General features: G+C 61.7%; 17 protein-coding genes and 2 tRNA genes. 9 read left to right on the top strand and 10 right to left on the bottom strand.

The genetic code is table 11. From position 1 onward, the window contains the following. Window positions 1-32 precede the first annotated feature (32 nt). Window positions 33-542 carry a hypothetical protein gene (locus tag G3256_RS07705; protein ID WP_169640262.1) on the top strand — a complete coding sequence of 170 codons (510 nt, stop codon included), beginning with the start codon at window positions 33-35 and terminating at the stop codon, window positions 540-542. Here G3256_RS07705 and rnd read toward each other — a convergent pair whose 3' ends face one another. The 3 genes from rnd to purM all read right to left on the bottom strand — a co-directional run bounded on the left by rnd (window position 543) and on the right by purM (window position 3,439). Beyond that, window positions 543-1,703: a ribonuclease D gene (gene rnd / locus G3256_RS07700; RefSeq protein WP_169640261.1), complete on the bottom strand. Its 1,161-nt coding sequence runs from the start codon at window positions 1,701-1,703 to the stop codon at window positions 543-545. A gap of 96 nt (window positions 1,704-1,799) precedes the next feature. Further along, entirely contained in the window at window positions 1,800-2,396 is a 597-nt protein-coding gene (gene purN, locus G3256_RS07695; RefSeq protein WP_169640260.1) for a phosphoribosylglycinamide formyltransferase, read from the bottom strand. Further along, window positions 2,393-3,439, bottom strand: coding sequence for a phosphoribosylformylglycinamidine cyclo-ligase (gene purM / locus G3256_RS07690; protein WP_169640259.1), 1,047 nt, complete (start codon window positions 3,437-3,439; stop codon window positions 2,393-2,395). The genes purN and purM overlap by 4 nt, the downstream gene beginning before the upstream one ends. A 129-nt stretch (window positions 3,440-3,568) precedes the next feature. Between purM and G3256_RS07685 the strand changes: the two genes are divergently transcribed. Beyond that, window positions 3,569-3,645: transfer RNA gene (locus G3256_RS07685), tRNA-Ile, on the top strand. A gap of 117 nt (window positions 3,646-3,762) precedes the next feature. On the opposite strand, the gene G3256_RS07680 is transcribed toward G3256_RS07685, so the two are convergent. Together G3256_RS07680 and G3256_RS07675 are read right to left on the bottom strand one after the other, a co-directional pair. Beyond that, the gene (locus G3256_RS07680) at window positions 3,763-3,903 is read right to left on the bottom strand and encodes a hypothetical protein (RefSeq protein ID WP_169640258.1); all 141 of its coding nucleotides are present in this window, start codon (window positions 3,901-3,903) and stop codon (window positions 3,763-3,765) included. Between the two features lie 201 nt (window positions 3,904-4,104). Beyond that, window positions 4,105-4,545 (bottom strand): RidA family protein, encoded by a 441-nt coding sequence (locus G3256_RS07675; RefSeq protein WP_169640257.1) that lies wholly within the window; start codon window positions 4,543-4,545, stop codon window positions 4,105-4,107. A gap of 290 nt (window positions 4,546-4,835) precedes the next feature. Here G3256_RS07675 and G3256_RS07670 point away from each other — a divergent pair, with 290 nt between their 5' ends. From G3256_RS07670 to G3256_RS07650, 5 genes are read left to right on the top strand one after another with little or no spacing between them, the layout of a single operon-like run. Further along, complete coding sequence (locus G3256_RS07670) at window positions 4,836-6,323, top strand: ferritin-like domain-containing protein (RefSeq protein ID WP_169640256.1); 1,488 nt, start codon at window positions 4,836-4,838, stop codon at window positions 6,321-6,323. After that, complete coding sequence (locus G3256_RS07665) at window positions 6,320-8,602, top strand: hypothetical protein (RefSeq protein ID WP_169640255.1); 2,283 nt, start codon at window positions 6,320-6,322, stop codon at window positions 8,600-8,602. Before G3256_RS07670 ends, G3256_RS07665 begins: the two co-directional genes overlap by 4 nt. Continuing rightward, a complete protein-coding gene (locus G3256_RS07660; RefSeq protein WP_169640254.1) occupies window positions 8,599-9,939 on the top strand; it encodes a radical SAM/SPASM domain-containing protein in 1,341 nt (446 codons plus the stop codon). The genes G3256_RS07665 and G3256_RS07660 overlap by 4 nt, the downstream gene beginning before the upstream one ends. Window positions 9,940-9,942: 3 nt before the next feature. Continuing rightward, the gene (gene qhpG, locus G3256_RS07655) at window positions 9,943-11,325 is read left to right on the top strand and encodes a flavin-dependent monooxygenase QhpG (RefSeq protein WP_169640253.1); all 1,383 of its coding nucleotides are present in this window, start codon (window positions 9,943-9,945) and stop codon (window positions 11,323-11,325) included. Beyond that, window positions 11,315-14,656 carry an ATP-binding protein gene (locus tag G3256_RS07650; protein WP_169640252.1) on the top strand — a complete coding sequence of 1,114 codons (3,342 nt, stop codon included), beginning with the start codon at window positions 11,315-11,317 and terminating at the stop codon, window positions 14,654-14,656. Before qhpG ends, G3256_RS07650 begins: the two co-directional genes overlap by 11 nt. A gap of 38 nt (window positions 14,657-14,694) precedes the next feature. On the opposite strand, the gene G3256_RS07645 is transcribed toward G3256_RS07650, so the two are convergent. Beyond that, window positions 14,695-16,020 carry an ATP-binding protein gene (locus G3256_RS07645; RefSeq protein ID WP_169640251.1) on the bottom strand — a complete coding sequence of 442 codons (1,326 nt, stop codon included), beginning with the start codon at window positions 16,018-16,020 and terminating at the stop codon, window positions 14,695-14,697. 47 nt (window positions 16,021-16,067) lie between these two features. Between G3256_RS07645 and G3256_RS07640 the strand changes: the two genes are divergently transcribed. Together G3256_RS07640 and G3256_RS07635 are read left to right on the top strand one after the other, a co-directional pair. After that, a complete protein-coding gene (locus G3256_RS07640) occupies window positions 16,068-16,979 on the top strand; it encodes an MBL fold metallo-hydrolase (protein WP_169640250.1) in 912 nt (303 codons plus the stop codon). An 80-nt stretch (window positions 16,980-17,059) separates the two neighbouring features. Next, window positions 17,060-17,134 (top strand) — tRNA-Asn (locus tag G3256_RS07635). A gap of 260 nt (window positions 17,135-17,394) precedes the next feature. Here the strand turns inward: G3256_RS07635 and G3256_RS07630 are convergent. The 4 genes from G3256_RS07630 to G3256_RS07615 all read right to left on the bottom strand — a co-directional run bounded on the left by G3256_RS07630 (window position 17,395) and on the right by G3256_RS07615 (window position 26,962). After that, window positions 17,395-19,557, bottom strand: a complete 2,163-nt coding sequence (locus G3256_RS07630) for an ATP-binding protein (RefSeq protein WP_169640249.1) — start codon at window positions 19,555-19,557, stop codon at window positions 17,395-17,397. Between the two features lie 377 nt (window positions 19,558-19,934). Further along, on the bottom strand, window positions 19,935-21,911 hold the full coding sequence (locus G3256_RS07625; RefSeq protein WP_169640248.1) for a DNA/RNA non-specific endonuclease: 1,977 nt from the start codon (window positions 21,909-21,911) through the stop codon (window positions 19,935-19,937). A gap of 45 nt (window positions 21,912-21,956) precedes the next feature. Next, window positions 21,957-25,118 (bottom strand): ATP-binding protein, encoded by a 3,162-nt coding sequence (locus G3256_RS07620; RefSeq protein ID WP_169640247.1) that lies wholly within the window; start codon window positions 25,116-25,118, stop codon window positions 21,957-21,959. Beyond that, window positions 25,118-26,962, bottom strand: a complete 1,845-nt coding sequence (locus G3256_RS07615; RefSeq protein WP_169640246.1) for a trypsin-like serine peptidase — start codon at window positions 26,960-26,962, stop codon at window positions 25,118-25,120. Before G3256_RS07615 ends, G3256_RS07620 begins: the two co-directional genes overlap by 1 nt. Between the last annotated feature and the right edge of the window lie 3 nt (window positions 26,963-26,965).

Here is a 26,965-nt window from a genome sequence, read left to right as displayed (position 1 = left end):
ACCATGGGAAGCAGCAAAATACAGCAGGCCTTATGCGCACGATTGTCCCCGTTCTTCTTCTTTCGTCTCTTGTTGTGTCCGGGTGTTCCACACGGGCCAATCCGTTCAACTGGTTCGGTGGCGACGGCGACGGTGCAGCCGCCGTGGCGGTCCCGGTGGAGCGGGACAATCCGCTGATCCCGGAGCGCGCGGGGCTGTTCTCAGGTATTGATGAAGTCTACGTATATCCCGGCTTTCCGGTCGATACGGTAACCGGAGTCGCGGTCGAGCGCGTGCCCGGTGGCATTATTGTTCGCGCGACCGGTCGTGCGGCGGTCCAGGGCGTCTATGATGTGCGTCTGATCCCCGCAAACGAAGACGAATTACCTGTTGAGGGCGTTATGACCTACACGCTCGAAGCCGTGCGCAGTCAGTCGAAGGTCGCCGGTGCTCCGGCCACGCGGGACGTGATCGTGGCGCGTAAAGTGTCCGATCAGACTCTGGCCGGCACCCGCACAATCCGCGTCGAAGGCCTGCAGAACGCGCAGACCGCAAGACGCTGATCAGTCCAGCGGCACAATCCTCACGTCTGCGCCCTCGGCGGCAAGCGCGATCCGGCCATCGCACAGGCGCAGCGCATCCTCGCCGAAAACCTCAAGCCGCCATCCGCTGAGCGCCGGCACATCCCGAAGACCCGCTGCGATCGCATCAAGATCAGAGGCCGGGGCGATCAGCCGTGCCGCGACCCCCGCACTTTCGGTTTTGGCCTTCAGCAGCACCCGCAGCAGATCTGCAAGCGCAGGATTGACCTGCAGCTTTTCGCGGCTGCGGTCAGGGCGTGGCATATCATCGGCCGGACAGCTCACGCCCGCAGCAACAGCCGCCAGAATCCCGTCGGCAATGTCGCCACGGCGCGCTTCGCGCAGCAGCAGACGGGCGCGCCCAAGCTCTTCGGTGTTTTTCGGTTTGTTTGACGCAAGCTCGACCAGAGCGTCGTCTTTATAAACCCGGTTGCGCGGAATGTTCCGTTCCTGGGCATAGATTTCCCGAAAGGCCGCGAGCTCGCGCACCACGGCAAGAAATTTCGGCGAACTGGTGCGTGTTTTCACCCGTCGCCAGGCCTCGCGCGGCTCCACAATATAGGTGGCCGGCGTGGTCAGCACTTGCAGTTCTTCGTGCACCCAGCGGCTGCGCTCTGTTTCCTCAAGCCGGGCGGCCAGAAATTCATAGATCACCCGCAGGTGGGTCACATCCGCCAGCGCATAGGTTTTCTGCGCGTCGGTCAGAGGCCGTCGCGACCAGTCGGTGAAGCGCGATGTTTTGTCCAGCGGCTTTTTAGCGATCCGGCGCACAAGTGTTTCGTATCCGACCTGTTCGCCAAAGCCACAGACCATCGCTGCGACCTGGGTGTCGAAAAGCGGCTCCGGAAAGACTTCGGCATCGACAAAAAAGATCTCCAGATCCTGCCGGGCCGCGTGAAACACTTTGACCACCGATGTGTCGCGGAAAAGCTCGTAGAGCGGTTCAAGAGAGAGCCCCCCGGCCAGCGGATCAACCAGCACGGCGGTGTCGTCCGTATCCCCCGGCATCGCCAGCTGGATCAGGCACAGTTTTGAATAATAGGTGCGCTCGCGCAGGAATTCGGTATCGACGGTGACATAGTCATGTTCCGCAGCCTCGGCGCAGAAACCGGCGAGATCTTCGGTCGTTGTAATCGTTCTCATACGGGCATTTTCTGTTTGTTGGTACGGTCTCAACCGATGACGCTGAACTGTTACACGACCTTCCGGGGATAGACCAGCAGCAGCGCCACCCAGGGATCAGGTTCGCAGATAAACCGGTGTGCGGTCGCCGGCTGCAAAACGGCGCAGGACCGCAGGGTAAAGCCTGTGCTCCTGTGTCAGCACACGGGCCGCAAGCGTATCCGGGGTATCCTCCGGCAGCACCGGCACCACGGCCTGTCCCAGAACCGGCCCGTCATCCAGCCGGGCCGTCACCTCATGCACCGTGCAGCCGTGTTCGGTGTCACCGGCCTCCAGCGCTCGTGAATGCGTGTGCAGGCCCTTGTATTTCGGCAGGAGTGAGGGATGGATATTGAGCATCTTTCCCGCCCAGGCGTCGGTGAAACCGGCCGTTAGTTTGCGCATGAAACCTGCAAGACAGATGATATCAGGCGCATGCCGCGCGAGAGCTGTGCTGATCGCGGCCTCAAAGGAGGGGCGATCCCCGGCAAAGGGCTGATGCGGCAGGGCTTCTGTTGGGACACCAAGCTCGCGCGCCCGGACCAGACCGCCTGCATCCGGGTTGTTGGAGAACACCACACAGGGGCGCGCAGGATGATCACCGGTCATGCTCTCCAGCAGCTTCACCATGTTGGATCCGCCACCCGAGATAAAAACCGCAACCCGTCTGGTCACAAAAGGCTGCCCTTATAGGTCACGCCGGGGGTGTCCGTCACCACACCGATGCGCGTGACATCTTCGCCCGCGTCCGCAAGCAGAGCGGTGAGGGCATCGGCCTCTGTTGCATCGACCGCGAGGATCATCCCCAGCCCGCAGTTAAACGTTTTCAGCATCTCAGCCTCGGCAATGTCACCCGTCTTCGCCATCCAGCCAAAGACCGGCGGCGCGGCCCAGGTGTCGAGATCAATCCCTGCACCGAGCCCTTCGGGCAGCACGCGTGGCAGATTTTCCGTCAGCCCGCCGCCGGTGATGTGGGCCAGCGCGTGCACGCCCCCTGCCCTGACCGCGGCAAGCGCCGGGCGCACATAAAGCCGTGTCGGTGTCAGCAGATCGGCACCGAGAGGCTGCCCTGACCAGGGGCAGTCATCCTGCCAGGTCAGGCCGGAAACCTCGACCAGACGCCGCACAAGGCTGTAGCCGTTGGAATGTACGCCGTCCGAGGCCAGCCCCAGCAGAACGTCCCCCGCGACCACACCGGAGGGCAGATCATGGCCGCGCTCCATCGCCCCCACGGCAAACCCTGCAAGATCGAAGTCACCGGGCGGATACATGCCCGGCATCTCGGCCGTCTCACCGCCGATGAGCGCACATCCGGCACCTTCACACCCACGTGCAATACCTTCGATGATGCGTGCGGCCTTATCAGTATCCAGCGCGCCGGTCGCAAAATAATCCAGAAAGAACAAAGGCTCAGCGCCCTGACACACCAGATCGTTGACACACATTGCCACGAGGTCGACACCCACGCCGTCGACATGACCGGTATCGATTGCGATACGCAGTTTGGTGCCCACACCATCTGTTGCAGCCACCAGGACCGGGTCGGTATATCCGGCAGCTTTGAGATCAAAGAGAGCGCCGAACCCGCCAAGACCGGACATCACACCGGGGCGGGTGGTCCGTTTTGCGGCCGGTTTGATGCGGTCGACCAGAGCATTGCCGGCATCGATATCCACCCCGGCGTCGGCATATGTCATTCCGTTTTTCGGTGTGCTCATCGCCCGCATCTCCATCGCTGCCGTCTCTCACGGCGGGTTAGAACATAAAACGTCCGACTGCAACGCGCGACATCGCAAAGAGCGGCTCTTGACGCCGCCGCCCCGCAGCCTTACCCCCTGTGATATGGCGGGCCTGTAGCTCAACTGGTTAGAGCAGAGCGCTCATAACGCTTTGGTTGCGGGTTCAAGTCCTGCCGGGCCTACCATACCACCACATCAACCGCTTTCGTCAGACCACTGGCATGGATACCGCCTGACCGTGCCGGGTGGTTCCCCGATGCCACGCCTCCATTAAACACCGGCGCCATTCTGACAGCAGATCTTCACTGCGCCGTTTCCTCAATCGCTGCGCCATGGCCCGGTTCCTCCGGAACTCTTTCGTCCGGCCAGAGCCCTGCCTGTAAGATGCGGAAAATCTGCGTGATCGCCGGCACAGAGTCGTTGCCGGTGTCTGAAATCTTCATCCTCATATCCCGGCTGTACACACTGTCAGACCGGGAGTTTGGCAGGTAAATTCAGGCTGTGTTCCATCTGACATTACCCGAAAAACTGAATCCGCGACCGTGACCGGCTCCCGGATCGGCAAACGGAAATACAAAGCACTGCAAACCACCTGCCTGAACAGCATTGGCGCACGGTCAGTCCGGGAAAGGCCGGTGCGCGCATCAGGCGACAGCCGACCCTTCGATCTCGATCACAAGCCCGTCCATAAAAAGCTCCGACACACCGATGAAGGACTGCGGCGGGCGGCACGGGCCGAGCCAGTCCATCAGAATATCCACAGCCCCCAGACCGGCCTGCATGTCCGTCACGAAGAACTGCATATGTGCGAGATTTTCCCGGCGCATGCCCGCCGCTTTCAGCACGTCGTCCAGCGCGGCAAGTGCCCCCGCCATCTGATCGCGCATGTCGCCGGCCTTTGACGGTTTGACGCCCCACTCGCTGCCGGGGTCCGGCACCACAGAAACCTGGCCAGCGATCCGCAGCGTTTTTGTGGCCCCCGAAATGACTTCACCCTGATTATAGTACTCCGTCGCCCAGCTGACGGGGTTCACGGGCGTGCGCGTGAATGCCGATGTGCTGGCTGCTGCTGGTTTATCTGTCATCAGATTGGCTCCTAAATGCTGTTGCCCTTCCAGCAGGCCATTTTTTCAGGGCCCGGACAACAGATTTTCCCGGCTGCGCGGTTATGTCCGCCTGCGCTGTCTGTCCTCCGAGGTTGATTGGAATCAGCTTTAAGGCCTAACATCGGCGGGTGGGGTACGATTTCCGAATTTTCAGTTTCGTCAACGGGTTACGCCCGCGCACCGGACGAGGTGACAAAGGCCGTGCCTGACGCCGGCCGGCTGCCCGGATATCCGCATCCGTGCTGAAGAAAACATCACAGGACAACATCATGGCTCCCGACGACACCAGATCAGCAACCGACGGAAAAACCAGCGACCGGACGGCTCCGGAAGTCTCGTGGCGCGATCATCTTGTGATGCTTCTGAATGTGGGGGCTGAGATCGAGCACGGCCTTATGGTGCAGTATCTTTACGCCGCCTATTCCATCGATACACGGGGCCACCCGCCTGACGTTGTGCAAAAGCTGGAAAGCTGGCGGGACCATATTCTGACCGTCGCGCGTGAGGAAATGGGCCATTTCATCACCGTGCAGAACCTCCTGCGGTTGCTGGGCGCGCCGATGAACCTCGCCCGGCAGAATTTCCCCTGGGACGTCGAATACTATCCCTTCCCGTTTCGTCTTGAGCCGTTTTCGCTGTCCTCCGTTGCCGCTTATGCCTTTACCGAAGCGCCACCGCTGAAAACGCTGGAAACCGATGCTGCGCGTCTGACATCGGGTGGTAAACGCATCCACCCTGCAATGGCGAAACGATACATTCTCTACAAACGCTTTGACTATGACGAGATCAGACGCCGGGTCGATCTGCGCATGCCGCGCGATGTCGAGGCTCATTCGGTGGACGTTATCTATTCCGAGATCATTAACCTGCTGAAAGACGAAGACCGCATTCCCGACAGCGTCTTTCAGGAAGATACCTACTCCGCACAGGCTGACTGGGATGACTGGGGCCGCCGTTACCGGCCGGCGCCGAAGATGCTGACAGCAGATGGCAGCCCTGCCGAAAAGACGTCGGAAGACGATATTCAGACAGTGAATGAAACCAACATGCTGGTGATGCCCGTGGGCACCCGCACAGAGGCGATCAAAGCGCTGCAGCTTGTCAGCGAACAGGGTGAGGCCCCGCATATGGGCACAGCCGAACTGGAAGAAATCTCGCACTTCGACAGGTTTCTGGTGATCTTTCAGGAGCTCAAAGAGATGGGCGATGATTTCCGGCCCGCCCGCGATGTCGCCTCTAATCCCTCCGTCCGCAAAGACGTCAGGGGCAGCACGCAGATAACCCATCCCCGAACGCGCAGCTGGGCGAAGTTTGCTAATATCCGCTACCGGATGCTGCTTGCCTTTCTCGGGCACCGGCTGAAATCAGGCGCAAAGCACAGGGTGCCCGTGCAGGACCGCGAGACCATGCTCATCCACCGGACCTTTGCGGAAATGTACAACATCAAAACCGTATCTAACCTGCTGATGCAGATGCCTCTTGGCGAATCCGGCAAGGATGCCGAACGTTTCGCAGGTCCGCCTTTCGAGACGCCCTTTGATCTGCGCATGCCCCATTCAGAGGTCGAGACCTGGATGCTGCACCGCGAACTTGTGAAGGCCGCAATCAGGCAGGCCGGAGAACTGCTCGAGGCGTCAGATGACGACGACACGGCCGCCGCCTATCTGCGCACGCAACTGCCGATCGACAGACAGACACTCGCCTGGACCGAAGCGATCCTGACCGGTCTCGGCGTTACCAGAGGACAGCTGACATGAGCAATCTGAAAATCCGGCTGCTGCCGCCTGTCGCAATCGGTCGCTTTGGTTCTTCGCAAAAGCCTGTTGAGAGTTTTACACTTGGTGACGATCCGGACGATCCGCTGGGCTACCGGAAAATTCTGCCTGAGCCGACATTTGAGGTGGCCGCGGATGGCAGCCTCAGCCAGAGCACGCCCGACACGATCACATTCCGCGATGGTGACCACATCCGGCCGGTTGCGCCCTTTCTGGAAGTATTCATTCACGACGGCGACACGCTGCGACCCCTGAGCACAGACGATCTGCCGGCGGGCGCAGAGGTGTCATGGTCGGTTGAGGTTGCCAATCACAAGGTCTTTCGCCGAACAAATGACCCCAAAGACAAGGTGGCTTTCAAAGGCACCTGCAAAGGCCATGACCCGCTGGTTCTGCGGGGCAAAGCGCCCAATTTCACCCCGGACGGATTCATCGATTTCGGGCGCGTGCGCTATATCAGGCCCACAAAAGACTTCCCGCAGATCCGCGCCAGGTTCACCCCCGGTGCCGGCCGGATCTACGGACCGGTGGCAGAGGAGGGCAAGGACATCACAGACGGTGATGTCGTCTCCGCGGATCAGCGCATCTATGCAAAAGGCAACTGGGTCGGGTTCGATGCCGACGACGATGCATTCAAAGAGCTGGGGTACTACAACGAGACGCTGCCACCCTCTCTCTATGCGATCTCATCGCCCGCACCGTCCTGGCTGAATAACAATATCGCAGTGAGCCGCGGCTATTTCGACGATTCCTGCGACGGTTTCATCACCGTAAAGATCACCGCCGCGGACGGCAGCACACTGGCGGCATCGACGGCGCGGATCTGTGCGGGCCCGCCCGATATCGCGCCTGATGCGATCTTCCTGCGCACCCTCACGGATGATCTCGAACAGGTCCTTGAAGGCCCTGGCCTCGCAGACGATGAAGCGCCCGAAATGACGCGCGCCCGTGCCATCGACATCGTGCGCCGGGCCTTTGAAACCGTGCGCTTCATGAACCTGACGGTGATGAACGGCAACGATTTCAAAGGGCGATCCGCGCTGACACTCGATTCGATGCCACAGGAGGAATCCGCAGATACAGAACGGGCCCTGCGCCCGGTCATGCCGCCACAGACCGTGGACACGCTCGCCATTTCGCAACTGCACGCCCAGGTCTATGCGGCGCTGAAGGGCGGCTCTGAGGCCTGGTTTGCCAATGTGATCAGACGTCCCGATGAGGTCTCCGACTTCACCGACCACGGACGCCGTAAAATGCCCGCGATGATGTGCGGGGCCGACAACGGATACCTCGCGCTGACCCATCGCCAGATCGCAACCATCGAACGGGCGGCCGCACTGCTGGGGTACAGTAACGCAGAACCTGAGCCCCTGCCCGCCTCTGACGATAAACCGTTGCTGCAGCCTAAAAACCGCACAGCGATGATCAGTTATAAACCTCAGGGCAACCCGATCAGTTCCACACCCTCAAGCTCTGTTGCCAATTGCTGTCCGGGGCTTGAGATGGATTTCCGCGCGGTCTGGCGCCGGTTGTTCACAGGTGTCACGCTGCGCGAGTACGACAACCTTGTGGTGACCTGCGATGCGTCGCTGGATTTCAATCTGACAGGCCATCGTCTGATGGCGGTAAAGCTCGGGAAGAAATACATCCAGTTCACCGCGCCGATTGTCGGGCCGGCACCATCCGATCCCAAAAACATGATCCTGCAGACGACAGACATGAACCCCGCCGGGCGCGCGCCGCTCGAATGGTCGAATGCGCTGGCCCCGGTGATTGCCGGCTATCAGGGCAAGACAGTCAGGTGCATTTTCACCCGGGAGCCCGCAAAAGAGTATCAGGTTTTCACACCCGGCGACCGGCGCAATCAGATCGTCATGGAACTGGAAGTACGGCACTTCTTTGATGACGGCGATCAGGGTGACATCGGGGTGGATGAGAGCGTGCTCATCTCCCGGGCGCTCGCCGATGCAGGGGAACTGACCCAGGGCCTGTGCTCTCCCTGGCAGAATGATTACCGCGAATGTTCCTGTTATTACTGGGCCTCGGCGCGTCCTGACTTTGTGAATGCCGAAATGGGCCCGGACGGGCTGAGCAGCGGGGATAACTGGCTGCAGCGCCGCCGCACCGGAGACTACGTACCCGACGACTATGTGGATTCGCGGCTTATCGACTACGATGATCTGTTCCGCCGATGGGAGATCCTGCTGCGGTTTCAGATCAGCGGCTGCGATGCACCCGGCGAAAGTCAGGACGGCAAATGAGCGCCGACAGAGCCCGCGACATGATGCAGGCCGCGGCGCCCGCGATCCCGGCCCTGCACCTGCTGCCATCGGAAACCGGCGGACATGTCTTTCTGGCCGACGGCAGCCGGATTTTCGAAGTCGGAGCGCCGTTGTTTGCAGAGTTTGAGACAGCGCGTCTGTCGCAGGACCGAGCAGCGGTTGAAGCGCTGATGCAGCGGCTGGGTCTGGACGGGGCGCCCTTTGTGGATGATACGCCGGTGCAGGACCCACCGCTGCAGGCGATTTCGCTGGCAATCGCGCAGAAGTGCAATCTCGGCTGTACCTACTGCTACGCCCGGCAGGGCGAATTTGGTCAGACGCCGAAAAACATGCCATCTGAAAACGCAAAGCGCGCGATTGATCTGCTGGTGGCGGAGGCCGGCGCCGGCTCGCGGATCAACATCGCTTTTCTGGGCGGCGAGCCGCTGGTAAACCGCCCGGTTCTGCGTGAAGCCACGCTTTATGCACAACAGGAGGCCGCAGCACGCGGCCTGACAGCAGGGTTTTCGATCACAACGAACGGCACTCTGCTGAACGAAGATGATGCGGATTTCTTTGAAGAGCACGGATTTGCCGTCACCGTCAGCCTCGATGGTCCGCGCGCGCAACACGACGCCCTGCGCCCCTATCGCGGCGGGCGCGGTTCATTCGATACGATCATGAAACGACTGTCGCCGCTGTTGCGCCGGCAAAGCAGGATGCAGGTCAGCGCGCGCGTTACGGTCACGCCGGCAAATCTGAACCTGGCCACGACGCTGGATGACTTTATCTCGGCCGGATTTCACAACGTCGGCTTTTCGCCGATGCTGTCTTCTCCCAACGGTCAGGGTGAAATGCAAAGTCCCGACCTTGAGCGCATGCTCGGAGCAATGATCGAATGCGGCGAGGTCTTCGAGCAAAAAACCCTTGCCGGAGAGCGGTACCCTTTCGCCAATATGCTGAACGCGCTGAATGAAATCGGCAGGGGCACGCACCGCCCCTACCCCTGCGGCGCGGGTGCGGGATACCTTGGCGTCTCTGCGGACGGTGATCTTGCGGCCTGTCACCGGTTTGTCGGCGACGAAGAGGGCGCAATGGGCACGCTCACCGGCGGCATTGACCCCGACATCCGCAACGCCTGGCTCACCAGCCGGCACGTGCACCAGCAGGCACCCTGCAACACCTGCTGGGCAAGGTACCTCTGCGGTGGTGGCTGTCATCACGAGGTGATCAGCCGTGGTCGCCCGGCCTGTGATTTCATTCGTGGCTGGCTGCATTACTGCATTGGTGCCTGGCTGCGTCTGTCTTCCCGCGAGCAGACGACCGGCGGGCTCTGATCTGTGGCGCGTGTTGTGGTCATCGGCGGTGGACCTGCGGGCAGTGTATTCGCCGCGCGGATGGCCGGTCTTGGCCACAGGGTTCACCTGATCGAAATGGCTGATTTCCCGCGCGCCCGCCTCGGTGAGAGCCTGTCGCCCGGCGTGCCGGATCTGCTGCAGGTTGCCGGTGCCGGGCATGTGCCGCAGGCCAGTGGCGCCAATCCGGTCTCATCGGTGCTGATCGACTGGGACGGCCCCGCAACCCTCAGAGACATGCGGGGCGCCGGTGGTCTGACCGTGGACCGCTGCGCCTTTGATGCTGAACTTCTGCGACATGCCTGCGGGTCAGGGGTGGAACTGCTGCAGCCTGCGCGCCTGATAAGCGCCGGACGGAACAGAGGACACTGGCAGCTTGAGATCGCCGGCCCGGAAGGTGACGTGACGCTGACGGCGGACTTTCTGGCCATCGCCACCGGGAGATCCGGCGGGCGCGCCGCAAAACGCCGCTATTCTCACAACAAAACAATTGCCCTTTATGGCTACTGGGAGCTGCCCGGAGCAGGGCCCGGGCCGCAGTTGCGCGCAGGACCCGGTGGCTGGTTCTGGGGCGTTCCTCTGCCCTGCGGGCTTTATAATACGCTGATTTTTGCAGACCCTTCAGAGCTGCGCAGGCGCCCCGGGCGCGACACTGCAGACCGTTTGCGGCAGCTGCTCTCCGGATACGGACAGGACGACACCCTTCAGGGTGCCCGCCTGCGCGGACGGCCCGGAGCGACCGATGCCACCCCCTATCTGGACACGGAAGTTATCGGACCGTGCATGATCCGCCTCGGTGATGCCGCACTGGCCATCGATCCGGTCTCATCGAGCGGTGTGCAGAAGTCCGTTCAGGGCGCGCTGGCAGGTGCCATCTGCGCCAATACGCTGCTGCGAAGGCCGCAGGACGCAGCACTCGCCATGGCCTTTTACCGCGACACACTCAGCCGCACATCGCAGCGGCACGAAGAGTGGGCGGCGGGGTATTACCACAGCGTCGCAGAACGCTTTCCCGGGCCTTTCTGGACACCGCGCGCGGGCACACCCGTGGCGGAACCACCCCCTGCCGCAGGCGTTCGTGAACTGAGCACGGGCACACTGCGCCTTGCCCCGGAACTGGATGTGACCGACAGGCCGACACTGGACACGGAGTATGTGGTCAGCCGCCCGACCGTGACGCATCCCGCGTTTGACGGACCCGTCACTTATCTGAGCGGAGTTGAGCTCGCCCCGTTGATACGGCGCTTCCCGGGCAATAAGAACGGGTTACAGATCGCCGACGACTGGTCTGATATGGTCCCGGTCCGGACCGGAATGGCCATTCTCGCCTGGCTGCTGAACCACGGAGGTGCGGAACATGTCCCGTGACGGGGAACCACATACGGACGTGGAGGCCTGGCTTGCCGTACTGGGTCTCGAGCGGCTGCTGCCCGCCTTTGTGGAAAACGAAATTGACGGCGACGCGCTGCGGCTCCTGACGGATGAAGATCTCAGAGAGCTCGGCATTGCCCTCGGACCCCGGAAAAAAATCCTCAACGCGCTTCTGAACGAGCCGGCCTCTGCCGCTCCGCCGCAGGAGCATTTTGATGTCGTCACAGGCGAACGGCGGCAGGTGGTTGCACTTTTCTGCGATGTCGTCGGATATACAGCACTTTCCCAGCGCATCGATGCCGAAGATCTCGAAGCAATCGTACGTCAGTATGAAGACGTCTGCACGATCTGCGTATCCCGTTACGAAGGCTATGTTTTTCAGAAACAGGGTGACGGGATCATTGCGATATTCGGCTATCCCTTTGCCCATGAGAGCGAGGCGGAGCGTGCAATACGGACAAGCCTTGAGATGATCCGGCGGATGCGGTCCATTCGCCTGCCAGACGGCGAAACGCTCAATGTGCGGATCGGGATCGCCTCCGGCATCGTAGTCGTCGGCTCCGGGCGCGACCGGCTGACGGGGGATTGCCTCAACCTTGCCGCACGCCTCGAAGCAGCCGCTGACCCCGGCACCGTTCTGGTCAGCGAGGACGTCCGGCGCATGGCACGTGGCTGGTTTGAGTATAAGGACCTTGGCGGTCTCGAATTCAAAGGGTTCTCTGCGCCCGTCCGTACGTTTCGGGTGCTCGGCCCCGGTATGGCACAGACCCGCTTTGCAGCCTGGTCGCAGATCAGCGCGCCCGCGATGGTCGGTCGTGACAGTGAAAATGCGCTGCTGCTCAAGAAATGGGAAACGGTCCGGCGATCAGAAACCGGTATGGCCGCTATTCTCAACGGCGACCCCGGGATAGGTAAAAGCCGCCTGCTGAACTCCTTTGCCTCTGCGGTGCGCGCACAGGGCGTGGGCGCCATCAGCATCCAGTGCTCTGCGTTTTATTTCAACAGCGCCTATCACCCGCTCAAACCGCAGCTGCGCGAGCTGGCCGGCATCAGGGACGACGACACGGATGACCGCAAGCTGCAGAAAATCTCCCTGCTGATCGTGGATGAATTCGGCGGCGACGAGGATGAGGTGCGGCTGCTGGCCTCGGTGCTGTCTGTTCCTTACGAGGCGCGCTTCGGACCGATTGAACTCTCCGCAGGTGCCGCCGGTGAGAAGACACGCTCCCTTGTTTCGCGGCTGTTGTCGCGCAACTGGTCCGTTGGCCCGACCGTGCTGCTTTACGAAGACATTCACTGGGCCGATCCGTCGACGGTCGCCGTTCTGATGGATCAGCTGTCGCGCGTCAAAGACAGTTTCATTATGATCGTGGCCACGCACCGCCCCGAATTTGACGCGGCCTGGGTCGCGGAAACGGACGTTACACAGCTGACCCTCGGCAAACTCGATCCGGCAAACTGCGTGGAGCTTGCCCGCAGCATCGACAGCGAAAACAGCCTGTCTGCCAAAGTCATTTCGCATATTGCCGAGCGCTCCGAAGGTGTCCCGCTTTTTGTGGAAGAGCTGACCCGGACCGTTCTGGAAACGATCAGCAACACCGTCTCCGGCAAGCTGCCCGAAACAGATGACGAGCTTATTGCGCTGAGCATTCCCGGCACGCTGCGCGAGCTCATCATGGCGCGACTGGACAGGTCGGCGGAGGCCAAGGAAGTGGCGCAGATCGGTGCCGTGATCGGCCGCGAATTTGATCACAGCTTTCTCAGATCGCTCAATCTGATCAGCGAACAGGCGCTGGAAAACGGCCTGAGCCGGCTTACGGAACTGGGTCTTGCCTATCAGTCCGGCCAGGGGCCATCGGCCAGCTATGTATTTAAACATGCGCTTGTGCAGGATGCAGCCCGAGACTCGCTTCTGCGCAGTATCCGCAAAGCCTTACACGGCAAAATCGCAAAAGGTTTTGAAGAGCAGAACGGCGAGACCGCACGGTCCGCCCCGGAGATCCTTGCCCAGCATTTCGAGCAGGCATCCCTCAGCCTGAAAGCCGCCGAGTATTACACAAAAGCCGGTGAAATGGCGGTCAGGCGCTTTGCGAGTGTCGAGGGCATCTCCTATTTCGAGAAGGCGCTGAAGCTGGTCGGTACGCTGGGCAATTCAGCAGCCGTGCAGCAGCTTGAGCTTGAAGTGCGCAAACAACTCGGCCCGCTGATCATGGCGCAGCATGGCTGGGGCAAAACTGAGGTCGCCGGCATTCTGGAACCGGCACTGGCCCTTGCCAAGGCGCTCGATCACGACAGCAGCTTTCTGCCGATCCTGAACACGCTGAACATCCATTATTTTTCGGTCTGCGACATGACCTCTTCGCTGAACTGCGCGCGGCAACTGCTTGATATCGGCGAGGCCAAAGGCGACGAAGAACTGGTGATCATGGGGCATCGAGCGTCGTCGTCGGCGTATTTCTGGCGCGGGGAATTTCGCGAGGCTCTTAAATCGGGGGACCGGGTGCGCAGGCTTTACGATCCTGTGGCTCATCACAACATCACCACGACAACCAACAACGATCCCTTCAGCGGCGAAGGTGTTTACCGCTCACAGATCCTGTGGATGACCGGTTTTCCGGATCAGGCGCGTGTGGTCAGCGACGAAAAAGACCAGAACTCGCGCCGGCGCGGCCACCCCTTTGATACGACTTTCTCGCTCACGCTTGGCGCCCAGGTCTTTGAATACCTGCGGGATCCGCAATCGCTGATGGACCGCGCCGATGAGGCGGAGCGCATCGGCACGCAGCATGGTCTTGCGGTGATGACCAAAGTCATGGTGCCGATTAACCGCGGTCTGGCGCTTTTTCACCTCGGCCGGTACGACGAGAGCGCAGATCTGCTGAACCGCGCGATCCACCGGTTTCACAAGACCGGCCACCGCGTCTGGCTCAGCTATCTGCGCACGCGGGAAGCCGAAGCCCGGGCCGAAACCGGTGATATCGACAAGGCGTTGCAGATGATCGAACAGAGCATCCGTCAGATCGAGACGTACCGGGAAAATGCGCACCTTCCCGAACTGCGGCGCATCTACGGGAAAGTGCTGATGAAATCGGATCGTGCGACGGAGGCAGAAGCGCAACTGAAAATGGCGTATGAGGCCGCGCAGGTGCAGCAGTCACTATCCTGGGAGTTGCGGGTTGCCACGACGCTCGCAGACTGTCTGAGTGTAAGCCAGCCTGAACATGCGTGCACTTTGCTGCGCACAACGCTGGATCAGTTCACCGAAGGTTTTGACACGCCGGATCTTCTCGATGCAAGGGCGATACTGGACCGACTGAGCGGCGACTGACCCGTCCGACCCCACGGTCGGCGCAGAATGTGCCTCAGTCACCGCGCAATCACGATATCCGCCCGCAGCCCGCCCAGACGGGCGGATTCGCCCAGCCGTAAAACACCGCCATGCGCCCGGGCGATATCGGTCGCAATCGCAAGGCCCAGACCGACGCCGCCGCCCCTGTCCTGATTGCGCGCCGGATCCAGTCGCGAAAACGGCCGTGTCGCCTCCTCGCGCCGCTCGGCCGGAATGCCGGGCCCGTCGTCCTCAACCCGGATCCGCAGGGATTTATCGCTGAGCATCACCGACACCTCTGCCTTCGCGCCATACCGGGCCGCGTTTGAGATCAGATTGTCGATCGCGCGCCGCATCGCGAGACGGTTCAGCGTCACCTGGCCCGCGCCGTCTCCCTCAGGGGGCAGAAGCGTCACCTCGCGCCCTGCCCGGCGCGCTTCCTGCACTGCTTCCGCGACAAAGGCATGCGGATCAACGGGCTCCGCGCTGCCTTCCGAGGCGCCTTTGACGAAGTTCAGAAACGCGTCCAGCATCTGCTGCATGTCATCAACGTCACGCTCCAGGGGTTCGCGCTCTTCGTCATCAAGCATCGACAGGCTCAGCCGCATGCGCGTCAGCGGCGTGCGCAGATCATGGCTCACGCCGGACAGCATCAGCGTCCGCTGTTCGATCTGCCGTTCAATCCGGCTGCGCATGTCAAGAAATGCATTGCCGGCCGCACGCACCTCACTGGCCCCCGAAGGAGAATAGGGTTCATGCCGCCCCCGTCCGAAGGCCTCAGCCGCCCGCGCCAGACGCTTGATCGGCCGCAACTGATTTCGCAGATAGAGAATGGCGATCACCGTGATCAGACCACCGAAAAACAGCATATTCACAAAGAGCTGATGCGGGTTCGATGCCGATATACGGCGTCTGTCAAAGCTGAGTCGGACCGGACCATGCCGGCTGTCGGTATAGACATCCACGCGCCTGTCGTCGGAAAGATCAATGGCCAGAAGAGCCGCAATGTCTTCGGGCAGTTCGCGCAGGATCACCCGACCGGAAAAGTCATACCACAGCCGCATGTCTTCTTCCGGCACCTGATCCGCCGGCACAGGTTCCGCCGTCAGCGCAAGCCGCCCCACCTCGGTAATCACCCTGTCAGGCACCGAGGCCCGGTCGGGCGCGGCATCAACCACATCCATCACCAGCCGCAGTTCGCGCGCCACAGTGTCGGTCATCTGTCGCGTGACATCCTCAAAATGCCGTGTCAGAAACAGCACCGTCACCACCAGTTGCACGACCACAACCGGCAGCAACAGGATCAGCACAGCCCGGGCATACAGACTGCGCGGCATATACTGTTTGAGCCAGCCGAACATCATGGCACGGACCCTATCCGCCTCCCTGCCCGTAAGAAAGAGCCAATGAGATGCCGTCGTCCGCAGAGTTTGATCCGGCCCCCGGGGTCGCGGAAGAGACTGAACCCGGGTTGCGGCGAATTCTGGCCCCCAACCCCTCGCCCATGACCTTTCGCGGCACCAACACCTATCTTCTGGGCACCCGGGACCTGGCGGTTATCGATCCGGGCCCGGTGAGCGAAACACATTTGCAGGCGATCCTTGATGCCGTACTGCCCGGGCAGCGCATCAGCCATATTATCGTCACCCATGCGCATCTCGATCACTCGCCGCTGGCCGCCGGGCTGAGTGCTGCAACCGGAGCACCCGTCCTCGGCTTCGGCCCCGCAGATGCCGGGCGGTCAGAGGTGATGACACGCCTGGCGCTGACCGGTCTTACGGAAGGAGGCGAAGGCATTGATGTCGCGTTTTCACCTGATGAGGCACTGGCAGACGGTGACATCCTCAAGGGCGACGGCTGGTCGCTTGAGGTTCTGCACACGCCCGGGCACATCGGAAATCACATCTGTCTGGGCTGGGGAGACCGTTGTTTTACGGCTGATCACGTGATGGGATGGGCGTCATCACTGGTCTCTCCGCCCGACGGGGACCTGACCGATTTTATGGCGTCCTGCGCACGCCTGATGACCCGGGACTGGCGGATCTTTTACCCGGGCCACGGCGCCCCGGTGACGGACCCTGAGGCGCGGCTGGAATGGCTGATGGCACACCGAAGATCACGCGAAGCCTCTGTTCTCAAGGCGCTGAGCGCGGGCGAAGCAACCGCGGCGCGTCTGGCAGAGCTGATCTATACCGGGACGCCGGCTGCTCTGCTGCCTGCCGCCACGCGCAACGTGCTGGCGCACCTCATTGATTTACATGAAAAGTCTCTGGTTTCGGTGGACGGCGACATCTCTGCACAGGCGCGTTTCCGACGGCTTTGAAGATCCGTCCGGGATTTTCAGATATTTCAGCCAAACCCTCTGGACGCGAGAATCCAGCGCTGCTATATCGCCGCTACCGTTCCGGCGTAGCTCAGCGGTAGAGCAGTTGACTGTTAATCAATTGGTCGTAGGTTCGATCCCTACCGCCGGAGCCAATTTTCCATATTAACCCGTTTGTGAGAAATGACCGTTGGGAAAGCTCAGCGACTTGATGGATCAACGGCATCATAGCCGGTCCGGTTGCCGGGCGGGCTGGCCTCCCGCTTCACCAGCGCGGAAGCCCTGGGCGGGGACGACGCTCACCACAGAAAGGCCCGGGCCGCTCCGGAGCGGCTCACAATGCAGCGCGCACTGTGAAGACCCCGTACTGCCGCCTGTCCGCTGCCGCAGGAAGGAGGGCTGCGGAATAGCCCGATCACAGGACAAGGCACTTCTGCACGGCCTCGATCAGATCTTTGCGCGACACGGGTTTCATCAGCCGGATATCGCTGGGTTTCAGGCCGTTGCCGTTGACCGTCGCTTCGCTGGCATAGCCGGAGAGAAATATGAACCGCATCTCCGGGTCAATCTTCCGGATTTCGCGCGCCATGGTCGGGCCCTGCAATTCGCCCGGCATGACGATGTCTGTGACGACCAGATCAAATGCCCCGTCCTCACGAAAGCGCTGCAGCCCCTCGTCACCACTGGTCGCCGTCTCGACCGTGTAGCCCACGCCTTCAAGCGTTTTGCGCAGGATCAGGAGGACTTCCTCGCGGTCCTCCACGAGCAGAAGGCGGGCGCGCCCGTCTGACGCCACGGTGTCATGCGATGTGCCGCGCAATGCCACATCTGCGGCCGGATTGCTGCCCGGTGATGCCGCAAAATAGAGTTTGAAGCTCGTGCCGACGCCAGGCTCGGAATACACCCGGATCGCACCGCCCGACTGTTTTACGAAGCCCTGCACCATCGACAGCCCCAGCCCTGAACCCAGGCCAACACCTTTTGTGGTGAAGAACGGATCAAAGATGTTACTGATGATGTCCGGGTCGATGCCGCTGCCGTTGTCGCTGACTGCAAGCATCACATACCGACCGGGTGCGATATCCTCGTGCCGCTCGCTGATGAAATCCTCGTCCACACGCATGTTCGCCGTTTCAATGGTGACCTGCCCGGACCCTTCGAAAGCGTCTCGGGCATTGACCAGCAGATTGACCAGCGCGCTCTGCAGCGAGCTTTTGTCTGCGCGCGTCAGCCACAGACCGGCCTGCAGGTTTGTCTCTATTTCGATCTTGCTGGCGATCGTCCTGCGCATCCAGCTCTCGGTCTGTCGGACCACCTCGTTCAGATCGAGGTCAACAGGATCAAGCCGCGCTTTGCGGGCATATGCCAGCATGTTGCGGGTGAGGTCAGCGCCGCGGCGGGTGGCTTCAAGGCTGGCATCAAGAAGCGACTGCAGCTCGTCCCGGTCAGGGTCTGACCGCCGTATCTCGTCAGCGATAAGCTCCAGGTTTCCCATGATCACGGCAAGCAGGTTATTGAAATCATGCGCAACCCCGCCGGTAAGCTGCCCGATGGTGTCAAACTTCTGTGCCTGGATCGCAATCAGCTGCGCTTCTTTAAGTTGTTGTTCAGCAGTACGGATATCGGTGAGATCAAGGTTCGTGCCAACGGCCCGGATCGCGGCACCGTTCTTGTCGCGCAGAATAAGCGCATCGCCTCTGAGCGATTTTACAGTGCCGTCAGCATGACAAACACGGTATTCTGACTCGACGGAATCGGAGTCCTTCAGCGCATGGAAGAAAGTGTCCCGCGCCCGCCCGATATCGTCTGGATGTACGGAGCGGACCCAGTCGTCAAATGTGCCGCTGAAGTCATTGCACGCGACGCCGTGCAGTTCTTTGGACCGGTCATCCCATGTCAGCCTGCCCGAGCGGATGTCGAAATCCCAGATACCGAACTGGCCCGCGCGTTTTGCCAGCTGCAGAGTGCTGTTGAGGTCTTCCGCATCCTGCGCATTGCGGAGCACTGAGGCGGCGATGCCGAGGATGCAGCTGGCAAAGGCCACCGCAATCGTGTTTGCGAAAAAGATAAAGGGCAGATCTTCCTGCAGCCACAGAAACGCACGCGCGCGGGGCTCGATCAGGAAGAACATCGCCGCTGCCGCGATGCAGGACGACATGCACATAAGAACCACCGTGCGGGGGTTCAGAAAATCCGGCTGTGCACGTCCCGCAGCGATCCGGAACCCGATGCCGATAGCGGCGTAAAGGCCGAACACCACCATACCTGAAAACGCAAAACTCCCGCCGACCATGCCACGGGCAAGGACCCCGAAGGCCGCCGTGATCAGAGCGGCCACCGGCCCGCCGACATAACCTGCGAGGATGACCGGGCCTGCGCGGGCATCGAGCGTTGCACCGTCACCCATGGACACCGGCGTGGCTGTGACGAGAAATGCGATAAGTCCGAAAGACAGGCCATGACACAGGGCAACGGCGGTTGCCTTCATGCCATTGCGCAGCGATTCAACCGCGTAATACCCGACGCCCATCAGCGCGAGCAGCAATACGTTTTCAAGGATTTGCAGAACAGTTTGCATGAATTAATGTCTCTGGCTTGAAAGTAACGCGACTGAATACTGGTCATACACGTGGCGCCAGGCCCGGCAAACCTCTGAAAGGAAAAGCATACCCGTTGAATGACGCGCCATACCCTCGCAGAATGTGCGCAGCAGTCTGCGCGCATTGGGCCGGTAAAACCCTGCCTCCCGGGCCGGTCGCGGCAGAGCGCACGCACGAGGACCCGGCCGCCTCTGCGACCACTCCGGCATATGTCCGGCTGCCGGCGAATTCTCAGCAGCACTTTGAGAAACGGGATTGGAACAGGCCTGGCCGGCCTCTCCGCCGGTCTGCCCCTCATGCGCCCCCGGTGAAGACGCCAGCGGAATTGTTCTCCGCACACCTGCCATCCGGTCCGTCACAACACGATATTTTCCGGACTGTGCACTATGATCACCGGTTTTGGCGCCGGCCCTTCGGAGGCCATCTGCGCCACGCGTCGTGCCAGCGGGTCGGCGTCACGCAGCGGGCCGAAATCAAAACCGCTGATCTGCTCCAGATCCGCAATCCGCATCTGAAACGTTCTGAACCCGCCAAAGCTGAACCCTTCGGTGCTTTCAGTATCCCCCTGACCGATCAGCAACCGCTGGATCAGCTGCCCCTGGCTCAGCAGATAGGCCGTCGCATGCAGCCGCAGGATGCCCAATGTGCCCTCTTCTTCGCTCAGCATGGTGACCACTTTGAAATAGTTCAGCGGGATCGGAGAGCCGGTATCTTTGAGCTCAGGCTCGGACCCGTCAAACACCGGTCCGGTAAACACGCAGCACCGGAACCCGTGCGTGCGCGCATTGGTCATGATGTAATTCTCCAGCCCCAGCCACTGGTGTGTGCTGCGGTTGAACGACATATGCTGCGGGCTGGCGACGGTGTAGTGAAAGCTGTCGTCGTTGGACTGTTTCGCCTCCGCCTCCGTGGCACCCCAGTTCGTCGCGGCCCGCCGGATCAGATGGCCACGGTCAATCGCGGCATCGTCGTAATCTTCTTTGCCCAGCTGGTCTTCTGCCGGCAGGCGCCCGTCCGAGAACCATTTGTCATTGCCGCGTTTCTGTGGCCGGGTCTGCGCGCCATCAAGGTTCATCGCGGCCAGGACCGGGCTTTTGAGCGCGCCCGAATAGAGGATGCCGAAATGCTGATAGCGCAGCTCAAAAGGTCGCTCATCCGTCGCGTCCGCAGGGCGCGACAGGGCGACACCGTCGGGCGTCGCAGGCATCGGCACGGGGGCCACCTGCAGAAAGTCCGGATCATAGCCCTCGCGGCCTTCGAAATGTTCGGCATCATGCGCCCCGTCAGGGCGCTCCGGTGCGGCAAGTTCCGTGCCCGTAACCCTGGTCTGGACTGTGCCGTCGAGGACCGCGCGCAGAGTGCTGGCCCGCACCGCCGCATTGCCGACAGCAAAACGGCCGGCAAAGTGCAGGCCGACGACCTTTTTATCTGAGAGGCGGATAACAGGGCTGCCCGAGTTCCCGCCAAGGGTGGTGCAGTCGTGGCTGAGCGAGCTGACGCCAGCCGCAACTTCGAGCTTTCCCGGCGAGAACCGCTTCACATCGTAGAGCCCCTGAAAATAACGCTCCATCTGATGCGGGTCATTGCGCAGACTGTCCCGCGCGGGATAGCCCACGACGGCCACCACATCTTCGTCCTCACCATCGGCGAGATCAAAAGCAGCGAGCTGATGCGCCGCGCCTGCCTCCGGTCTGGCGATACGCCCGATGGCCACATCAGCCGAGACATCATCCGCAAGATACGTAAATTTTTCGATCGCAAAAACCCGGTCAGGATCAGGGTCAGCATCTACCTCCTCAAGAAAATCCACCTGTGCGCCATAGGGCAGATTTGAAGGCGAAAACATGAAAACACCGTCGCCACGAAAAGTCCGGCGCGCCACGATCTGTGCCACATGCCGGTTTGTCGCGACCAGCAGATGGTCGGCCTCCTCCGCAATCACCCAGGCAGTGCCACCCCACGCCATATCGTGAAACCGGAATTCCACCCGGCCAACCGAACCAAGCAGCGGCTCCACCGCTGTGATCCGGTCACCGGTATCAGGCGGAAAACTTTCGCCCAGAGTGAATTTGCCCTCAACTTCTCCACCCCGGACAACCAGCGGCGGGCGGCCCACGGCAAGTACGATGGCCTCAAGTTCTGTCGGCCGGGAGCCTGCCGCCTCAAGCCCGGAGAAAGGCGTGGCCAGCAATTCAGCTGCCCGGTCTGCGGAAATGCCAAGCTCTTTGAGCACCGGCGGAGAGGCATCGATCGCACGACGCACCCTGTCGAGCTCCCCGCTGTTCCCGAGGCTTTCAAGACGCTCGCGGCTCAGGTTCTCGGCATCCTGCATGTCATTACTCCTTATCCGATGGTTCAAAGTCATACCTGACGCGCGTCAGGTTCCGAAAATTTCATGGTCGGGGACGTCCAGCCCGGCAAGCACCGCAACCGGTGCATGCATGACCGCGGGCACCGCCGTCCGCGACATAACCGCCAGCCTGTCTGCGGGTGACGCAAGACCGCGGGCCTGTGCATAAACCCGTCCCAGTCTGCGGTGCAGCATCGCCGGCGGATCGCCGGTCTGTTCCGCCGCCGGATCATTCCAGATCTGCAGCATGCGCAGCGCCTCAGCCGCCGGATCATCCGCAGCCTGCAGCGCCGCCACACGCTCGAGTATCAGCGGGTCCTGGCCGGTTTCATCCCAGCCGTCGGGGCGGCGGCGCCCGTATGTCCAGATGCCAAGGGTGGCGAGCTGCCAGCGCTCTGCCGCGCGGGCAACCGTTGGCAGATCCGCCAGCGGGCTGTAAAACGTATAGCCGGTGGCGAACTCTGCGGTCAGACCAAGCACATTCATCAGCTGGGCCGTTTCACCCGCGCGTGCACTGGTCCGCTCCTGCGCGGCCCCGGCCCCCTCGACGCCAGGCGCAAAGACATCCGCGATTTCGCTGACCGCTGGCGCAAAAGCCGTCACCTGCCCGCCAATCCGGCTGCCTGCCTCGCGCGTAAGGTCTTCAAGCAGCGCGCGCACCGGTTGCGCATAGGGGTTAAGAGGTGCTGTGAGCCGCGCGTAGTCGGCGATGTCCAGCGACAGAGGGTCAGTGTCGGCGGATGCAAAGGTCACGCCCATCTCGGCGCGCACCGCCCCGCAGCGCTCGGTCATATCGTGCCAGGACAACAGGCGGCCGGCAGGCAGATAGCGCGCCATCATATCCGCGGAACTGAACTCAGCGTTTCTATCCGGCCCGGGCAGTGTCAGCCAGGCCATGGCAAGCGCCCCGTCACGCAGCCCGCTGCGCTGCGTCAGTCTCAGCGCAACGACAACCTGCCTGCGCAGCTCGTCGTCTTCGACGAGGCGCGCGCTCAGCGTGTCGAAACGGAACTCTGCCCAGATTTCCAGCAGGGCAAGCCCCGTGAGGCTGATGTCTTCTCTTATCGCTCCGAGCACTGTGCCTTCGGGCAGTTTATCGAAGAGCACACGTGCCAGCGACCAGTGGCCGGTCTGCCACTGGTGCACGAGCGCCAGCAGCCCCGGGGGGCTGTCGAGCCGGAAGGGCCGCTCAAATGCGTTCTTGAGGATGAAAGTGGCTTCCTGATGTTCACGCAGCTCCAGCATGTTGCGCAGATCTGTGATGCTGCCCTCCTCAGGCTTGTCGTCCGGATCGCCGGATGCAACGACGGTGATCCTGCCGTCACCTGTCTCCGGATCGGGCCGCAGCCAGACATCGGTGAGCCCTGCGATGGCAGACTGCGGCACGCGGTGTGCTGTTTGTGGCGCGGGTGGCGGCGGAGGCTGTGTGCCCGACTGCGCCGCCGCCCCGCTGCGCGAACGTTGTCCGCGCGCGCGCAGAACCGCATCGCGCGCCTCATCCGTCAGATCTTCCAGCATCGGGGCGGTGATCCCGCGCGCATGCTCCGGCTCAATATTCGGCATGTCATGGCCCGCGCGCACCAGCTGCAACCGGTGATAGAGCGCCCGGTCAGGGTGATCCGCCTCGTAATATCCGGCAGCGGCTTTGTTGATCCGCGCGGCGCTCTGAGGGCTTTCGGCATAGGTCAGTTCGAGGATCTCACGGCGTACTTCGGGAATGTGAGCGAGCCCGCCACCCGCCACCCGTGTCACCAGCCAGCGCTGCATCTCAAGCGTGTCGAAAAGGTCATGCGCACGCACCTCATCGATGCTCAGATCAAGCGCCGGGGCAACCACCTGCGTCAGAACCTCCGGCGTCAGCACCGGCAGGATCAGGCCCTCGGCGGCAATCTCACGCACGTCCACCGGCACCCGCGAAAGGATTGCGCGATAAAGATACCCGGTGCCGGCAAAACGGATCTGTTCATCGCCAAGTGCTACACCGCTCTCGCTTTCCTGAACGGCCCGTGCCACAAGAATGAGCCGCAGCGGGTTGCCGCCCGACAAAGATACAATCCGGTCGCGCAGATGCGCGGGCACATCGCGTTTTTCCAGGATCGCGGCGGTCACCCTGTCGTCGAGTTCCTCAAGCGCAATGAAATCCTGCAGGCGCGCGTCGTCACGCGCAAAGACCGGGCCGCGCCCGGCAGAAATCAGGCTGATATCGATCCGCTCTTTATCGGCAAAACGGTCAATATCGCGGAAAAGCTGATGCACGAAGGTCGCGCCGTACCCGTGCAGCACCTCCAGCGTGTCGAGCAGAAACAGCACCTGACGGTCGTGATCGGCCAGAATGCTGATCATCCGGTGCAGCAGATCAGACGGCACACGCGCCCCCGTCTCCGAGGCAATCTTGGTCCGCCGTTCCGCACGTTCCATGCGCAGGTCGTGCAGCAGCCCCGCCACTGAGGGCATCACCGTGCCGATCTGTCGCGAAATTTCCTCAAAAACAGCATCAACCGCCCCCTCGCGCAGCGACGAGCGGTCAAAGTCGAGCCGGATCATCACGATGCGCGGTCTGTCGCGGCAAAGCCGGCCGAGATGTTCGAGCAGGAAAGTCTTGCCGACGCCGGGCAGCCCCTGGATATGCAGCGTTTTCAGCGGGGCGGTGCGTTGCGGATGATCAAGGGCGCGCAGCAGGCGTGCGATCTCTTCTTCGCGCCCGACGAAACTGCTGCCGAGAAGCATATCCGTGGCATGTTCCCGGCGCAGATGGTCCAGACGGCTGCTGAGTTCCAGCAGACGCCCGTGCCCGGGGGCCGCAGGACCGGCCTGCTCCAGCGTTGAAACCACATGCGCGAGGTCTTCAGGAGTAGCGCCGGTTTGCGAGACCTGCACGAGCGCCTCGGCGGAAAATGCGCCATTCCCCCTGAGTGCGGCACCGATGTCACTGTCGGTCTCTACCGCCGCGCTCTCAGGCCGGCTCAGGATCTTGCGGCGCTGCACCGGGCGCATCTGCCAGGAGCTCCCGTCGCCCGTTGACGCTTCACGCAGGGCCGACATCAGCTTGCCGCGTAACAGGATATCCCTGCTGCGCTCTGCCGGGATGACCCGGCTCAGCATGTCACGGGGGTTAAACTCCTCAACCAGGGCTGCCTGCAGAAAGAGCGCGTCGCGCAGCCTGTGATATTCTTCGGGTTCAGATTTCATCACAGACCCACCCAACCCCGTATGATCTCACGCGTACGCTTTACAGCCTCCGGCAGGGCGCCGAACCGGTACCTGTCACTGTTCTCTTCTTTGTCGAGATCCTTCGTCACCTGCCGAACAAAACGGTCCAGCAGGTCGGTACTGATGTTTTCATCCCCGTTAAGGTCTTCGAGCATCGCGCGCAGCGTCACTCTGACATCCTCGTCGTCGAAATTGTTCAGCTGATCCACGAGCAGACCGGGACGTCGCGCAGTGTCCGCCTCGCCGGTGTTCTGAAACTGCAGCGGGGCCAGCGCATACTGCTCAAAGCCCGCAAGGATCAGTCGCAGGTTCCTGTGGGTTACGATCCACTCGGCCAGATGCTCGAACTGGGTCAGCGCAGCGGCTGAAAGTTTGTTATCGGGGGGCGGTTCAAAGAAAATCCAGAATGTCGCGTCCTGTGCGGCGGCAGCCTGCTGCAGTGCCTGCGCCACCCTGACAGCGCGTTCACGTTCCGCAGCCGCGTCGCTGGTCTCGTCGGGGCCGACACCGGCGTGGGCTGCCACCGCAGCCATGCCCGGAAACGCATCCGCCAGCGTGCCGGTAAGGTCCGTGTCCTCAAGACCGGTAGGAATACGCCGGCACAGGTTGCGCGTCACCGGATCCCCGGGGTGCGTTCGGTTCTGCAGAAAGGCTTCAAGCATTCCGAAGCTGAAACTCAGCCCCGTCATGCTTGAGGTATTCACCCGCCGCACCCAGATGCCGCGCAGGTTCGACCCCGGTTCCTCAAGCATATGCGACAGCCCGGTGAAAAAGGTCCGGCGTCCGATGATCAGCGGGCTGTCGATATCATCGTTCAGCGACCACAGATAGCGGCGCGGCTGATCGCGGCTGATCGCGCTTACAAAATCCGGGTGATCGCCGAACTGCCCGTGCGGCACAAGCCGCCGGAAGGCATCCCACCGCCCCTGATGCACCCCGATGAACTGCAGATTGCGGTCAAAAGCCAGCCCGCCGGACGAGCCGCCCATCGTGTCAACGTCATGGCGCAGGCGGATGTCCTGCGGGCTGTCACGATGCACCCGCCCGCGGGTCAGCCCGCGTCTGTTGCCTTCCGGATAATGCACAAGCGTCATCAGCCGCGCGCCGGTCCAGTCGATGGCCTCTCCGGGCAGATCGCAATAGCCGTAGCTCAGCCCCAGAGGCAGGTTCACCCGCAACAGGGCCACGTCTTTATGCGTGTCAGTGGCATGCGCAGGTGGCAGCAAGCCGCTGCGTTCATCGTCATGGACCGGAGACGACCAGACCGGACGCGCAGAATATCGTTGCCCGTCAGAGGCGCGGATCATAATGGCGGGCACCGGGCCGGCGCCTGTACCGTTTTCAGCACCCTGGTGCGCAGCAATGGCTTTTTCGACCACATGGGCGGCCGTCAGTACCAGCGTTTTGGAGATAAAGGCGCCTGATCCTGCTTCCTCTCCGTCAACTTCCACCCGACAGCGAAAAGCCGATGCGCGCAGAGCAAAGCGGCCAAGCCTTTCCAGCGGAAAATCGTTCGGGTCGGGTTCGGCAATGGCAGACCCGGGAAAGGCCGTGTTTTTTTCAACCCAGGTTTCGCCGGGCTCACGCGGCATCACGTCGATGCCACGCGCATTGAGAAAGGCCTCAAGGCTTTTTGACAGTTCTCCCTGCGTCAGAACTTCGGCCAGGACATCCGCAACATCCTGCCCGTCATCGGTGAGCGCGCCAAGGGCTGCAAGGTTCATCGGGGCCTCGGGATCGGGGAAAAACTGTTCGAGCGCCTGATCGACGAGCGGACCATGATCCTTGAGCACCTGGCGCAGTTTCTCGGTCGTGATGGTCATTAC

Source organism: Roseobacter ponti, from assembly GCF_012932215.1.
GTDB lineage: Bacteria > Pseudomonadota > Alphaproteobacteria > Rhodobacterales > Rhodobacteraceae > Roseobacter > Roseobacter ponti.
The sequence above is the reverse complement of the archived record's forward strand: the minus strand, read 5'-3'. Positions and strand labels throughout refer to the sequence as shown.

Bases quoted from the DNA above. Each gene is read 5' to 3' on its own strand.
- G3256_RS07705 (WP_169640262.1), top strand. From the start codon at position 33: ATGCGCACGATTGTCCCCGTTCTTCTTCTTTCGTCTCTTGTTGTGTCC.
- rnd (WP_169640261.1), bottom strand. From the start codon at position 1,703: ATGAGAACGATTACAACGACCGAAGATCTCGCCGGTTTCTGCGCCGAG.
- purM (WP_169640259.1), bottom strand. From the start codon at position 3,439: ATGAGCACACCGAAAAACGGAATGACATATGCCGACGCCGGGGTGGAT.
- G3256_RS07680 (WP_169640258.1), bottom strand. From the start codon at position 3,903: ATGAAGATTTCAGACACCGGCAACGACTCTGTGCCGGCGATCACGCAG.
- G3256_RS07675 (WP_169640257.1), bottom strand. From the start codon at position 4,545: ATGACAGATAAACCAGCAGCAGCCAGCACATCGGCATTCACGCGCACG.
- G3256_RS07670 (WP_169640256.1), top strand. From the start codon at position 4,836: ATGGCTCCCGACGACACCAGATCAGCAACCGACGGAAAAACCAGCGAC.
- G3256_RS07665 (WP_169640255.1), top strand. From the start codon at position 6,320: ATGAGCAATCTGAAAATCCGGCTGCTGCCGCCTGTCGCAATCGGTCGC.
- G3256_RS07660 (WP_169640254.1), top strand. From the start codon at position 8,599: ATGAGCGCCGACAGAGCCCGCGACATGATGCAGGCCGCGGCGCCCGCG.
- G3256_RS07650 (WP_169640252.1), top strand. From the start codon at position 11,315: ATGTCCCGTGACGGGGAACCACATACGGACGTGGAGGCCTGGCTTGCC.
- G3256_RS07645 (WP_169640251.1), bottom strand. From the start codon at position 16,020: ATGATGTTCGGCTGGCTCAAACAGTATATGCCGCGCAGTCTGTATGCC.
- G3256_RS07640 (WP_169640250.1), top strand. From the start codon at position 16,068: ATGCCGTCGTCCGCAGAGTTTGATCCGGCCCCCGGGGTCGCGGAAGAG.
- G3256_RS07630 (WP_169640249.1), bottom strand. From the start codon at position 19,557: ATGCAAACTGTTCTGCAAATCCTTGAAAACGTATTGCTGCTCGCGCTG.
- G3256_RS07625 (WP_169640248.1), bottom strand. From the start codon at position 21,911: ATGCAGGATGCCGAGAACCTGAGCCGCGAGCGTCTTGAAAGCCTCGGG.
- G3256_RS07620 (WP_169640247.1), bottom strand. From the start codon at position 25,118: ATGAAATCTGAACCCGAAGAATATCACAGGCTGCGCGACGCGCTCTTT.
- G3256_RS07615 (WP_169640246.1), bottom strand. From the start codon at position 26,962: ATGACCATCACGACCGAGAAACTGCGCCAGGTGCTCAAGGATCATGGT.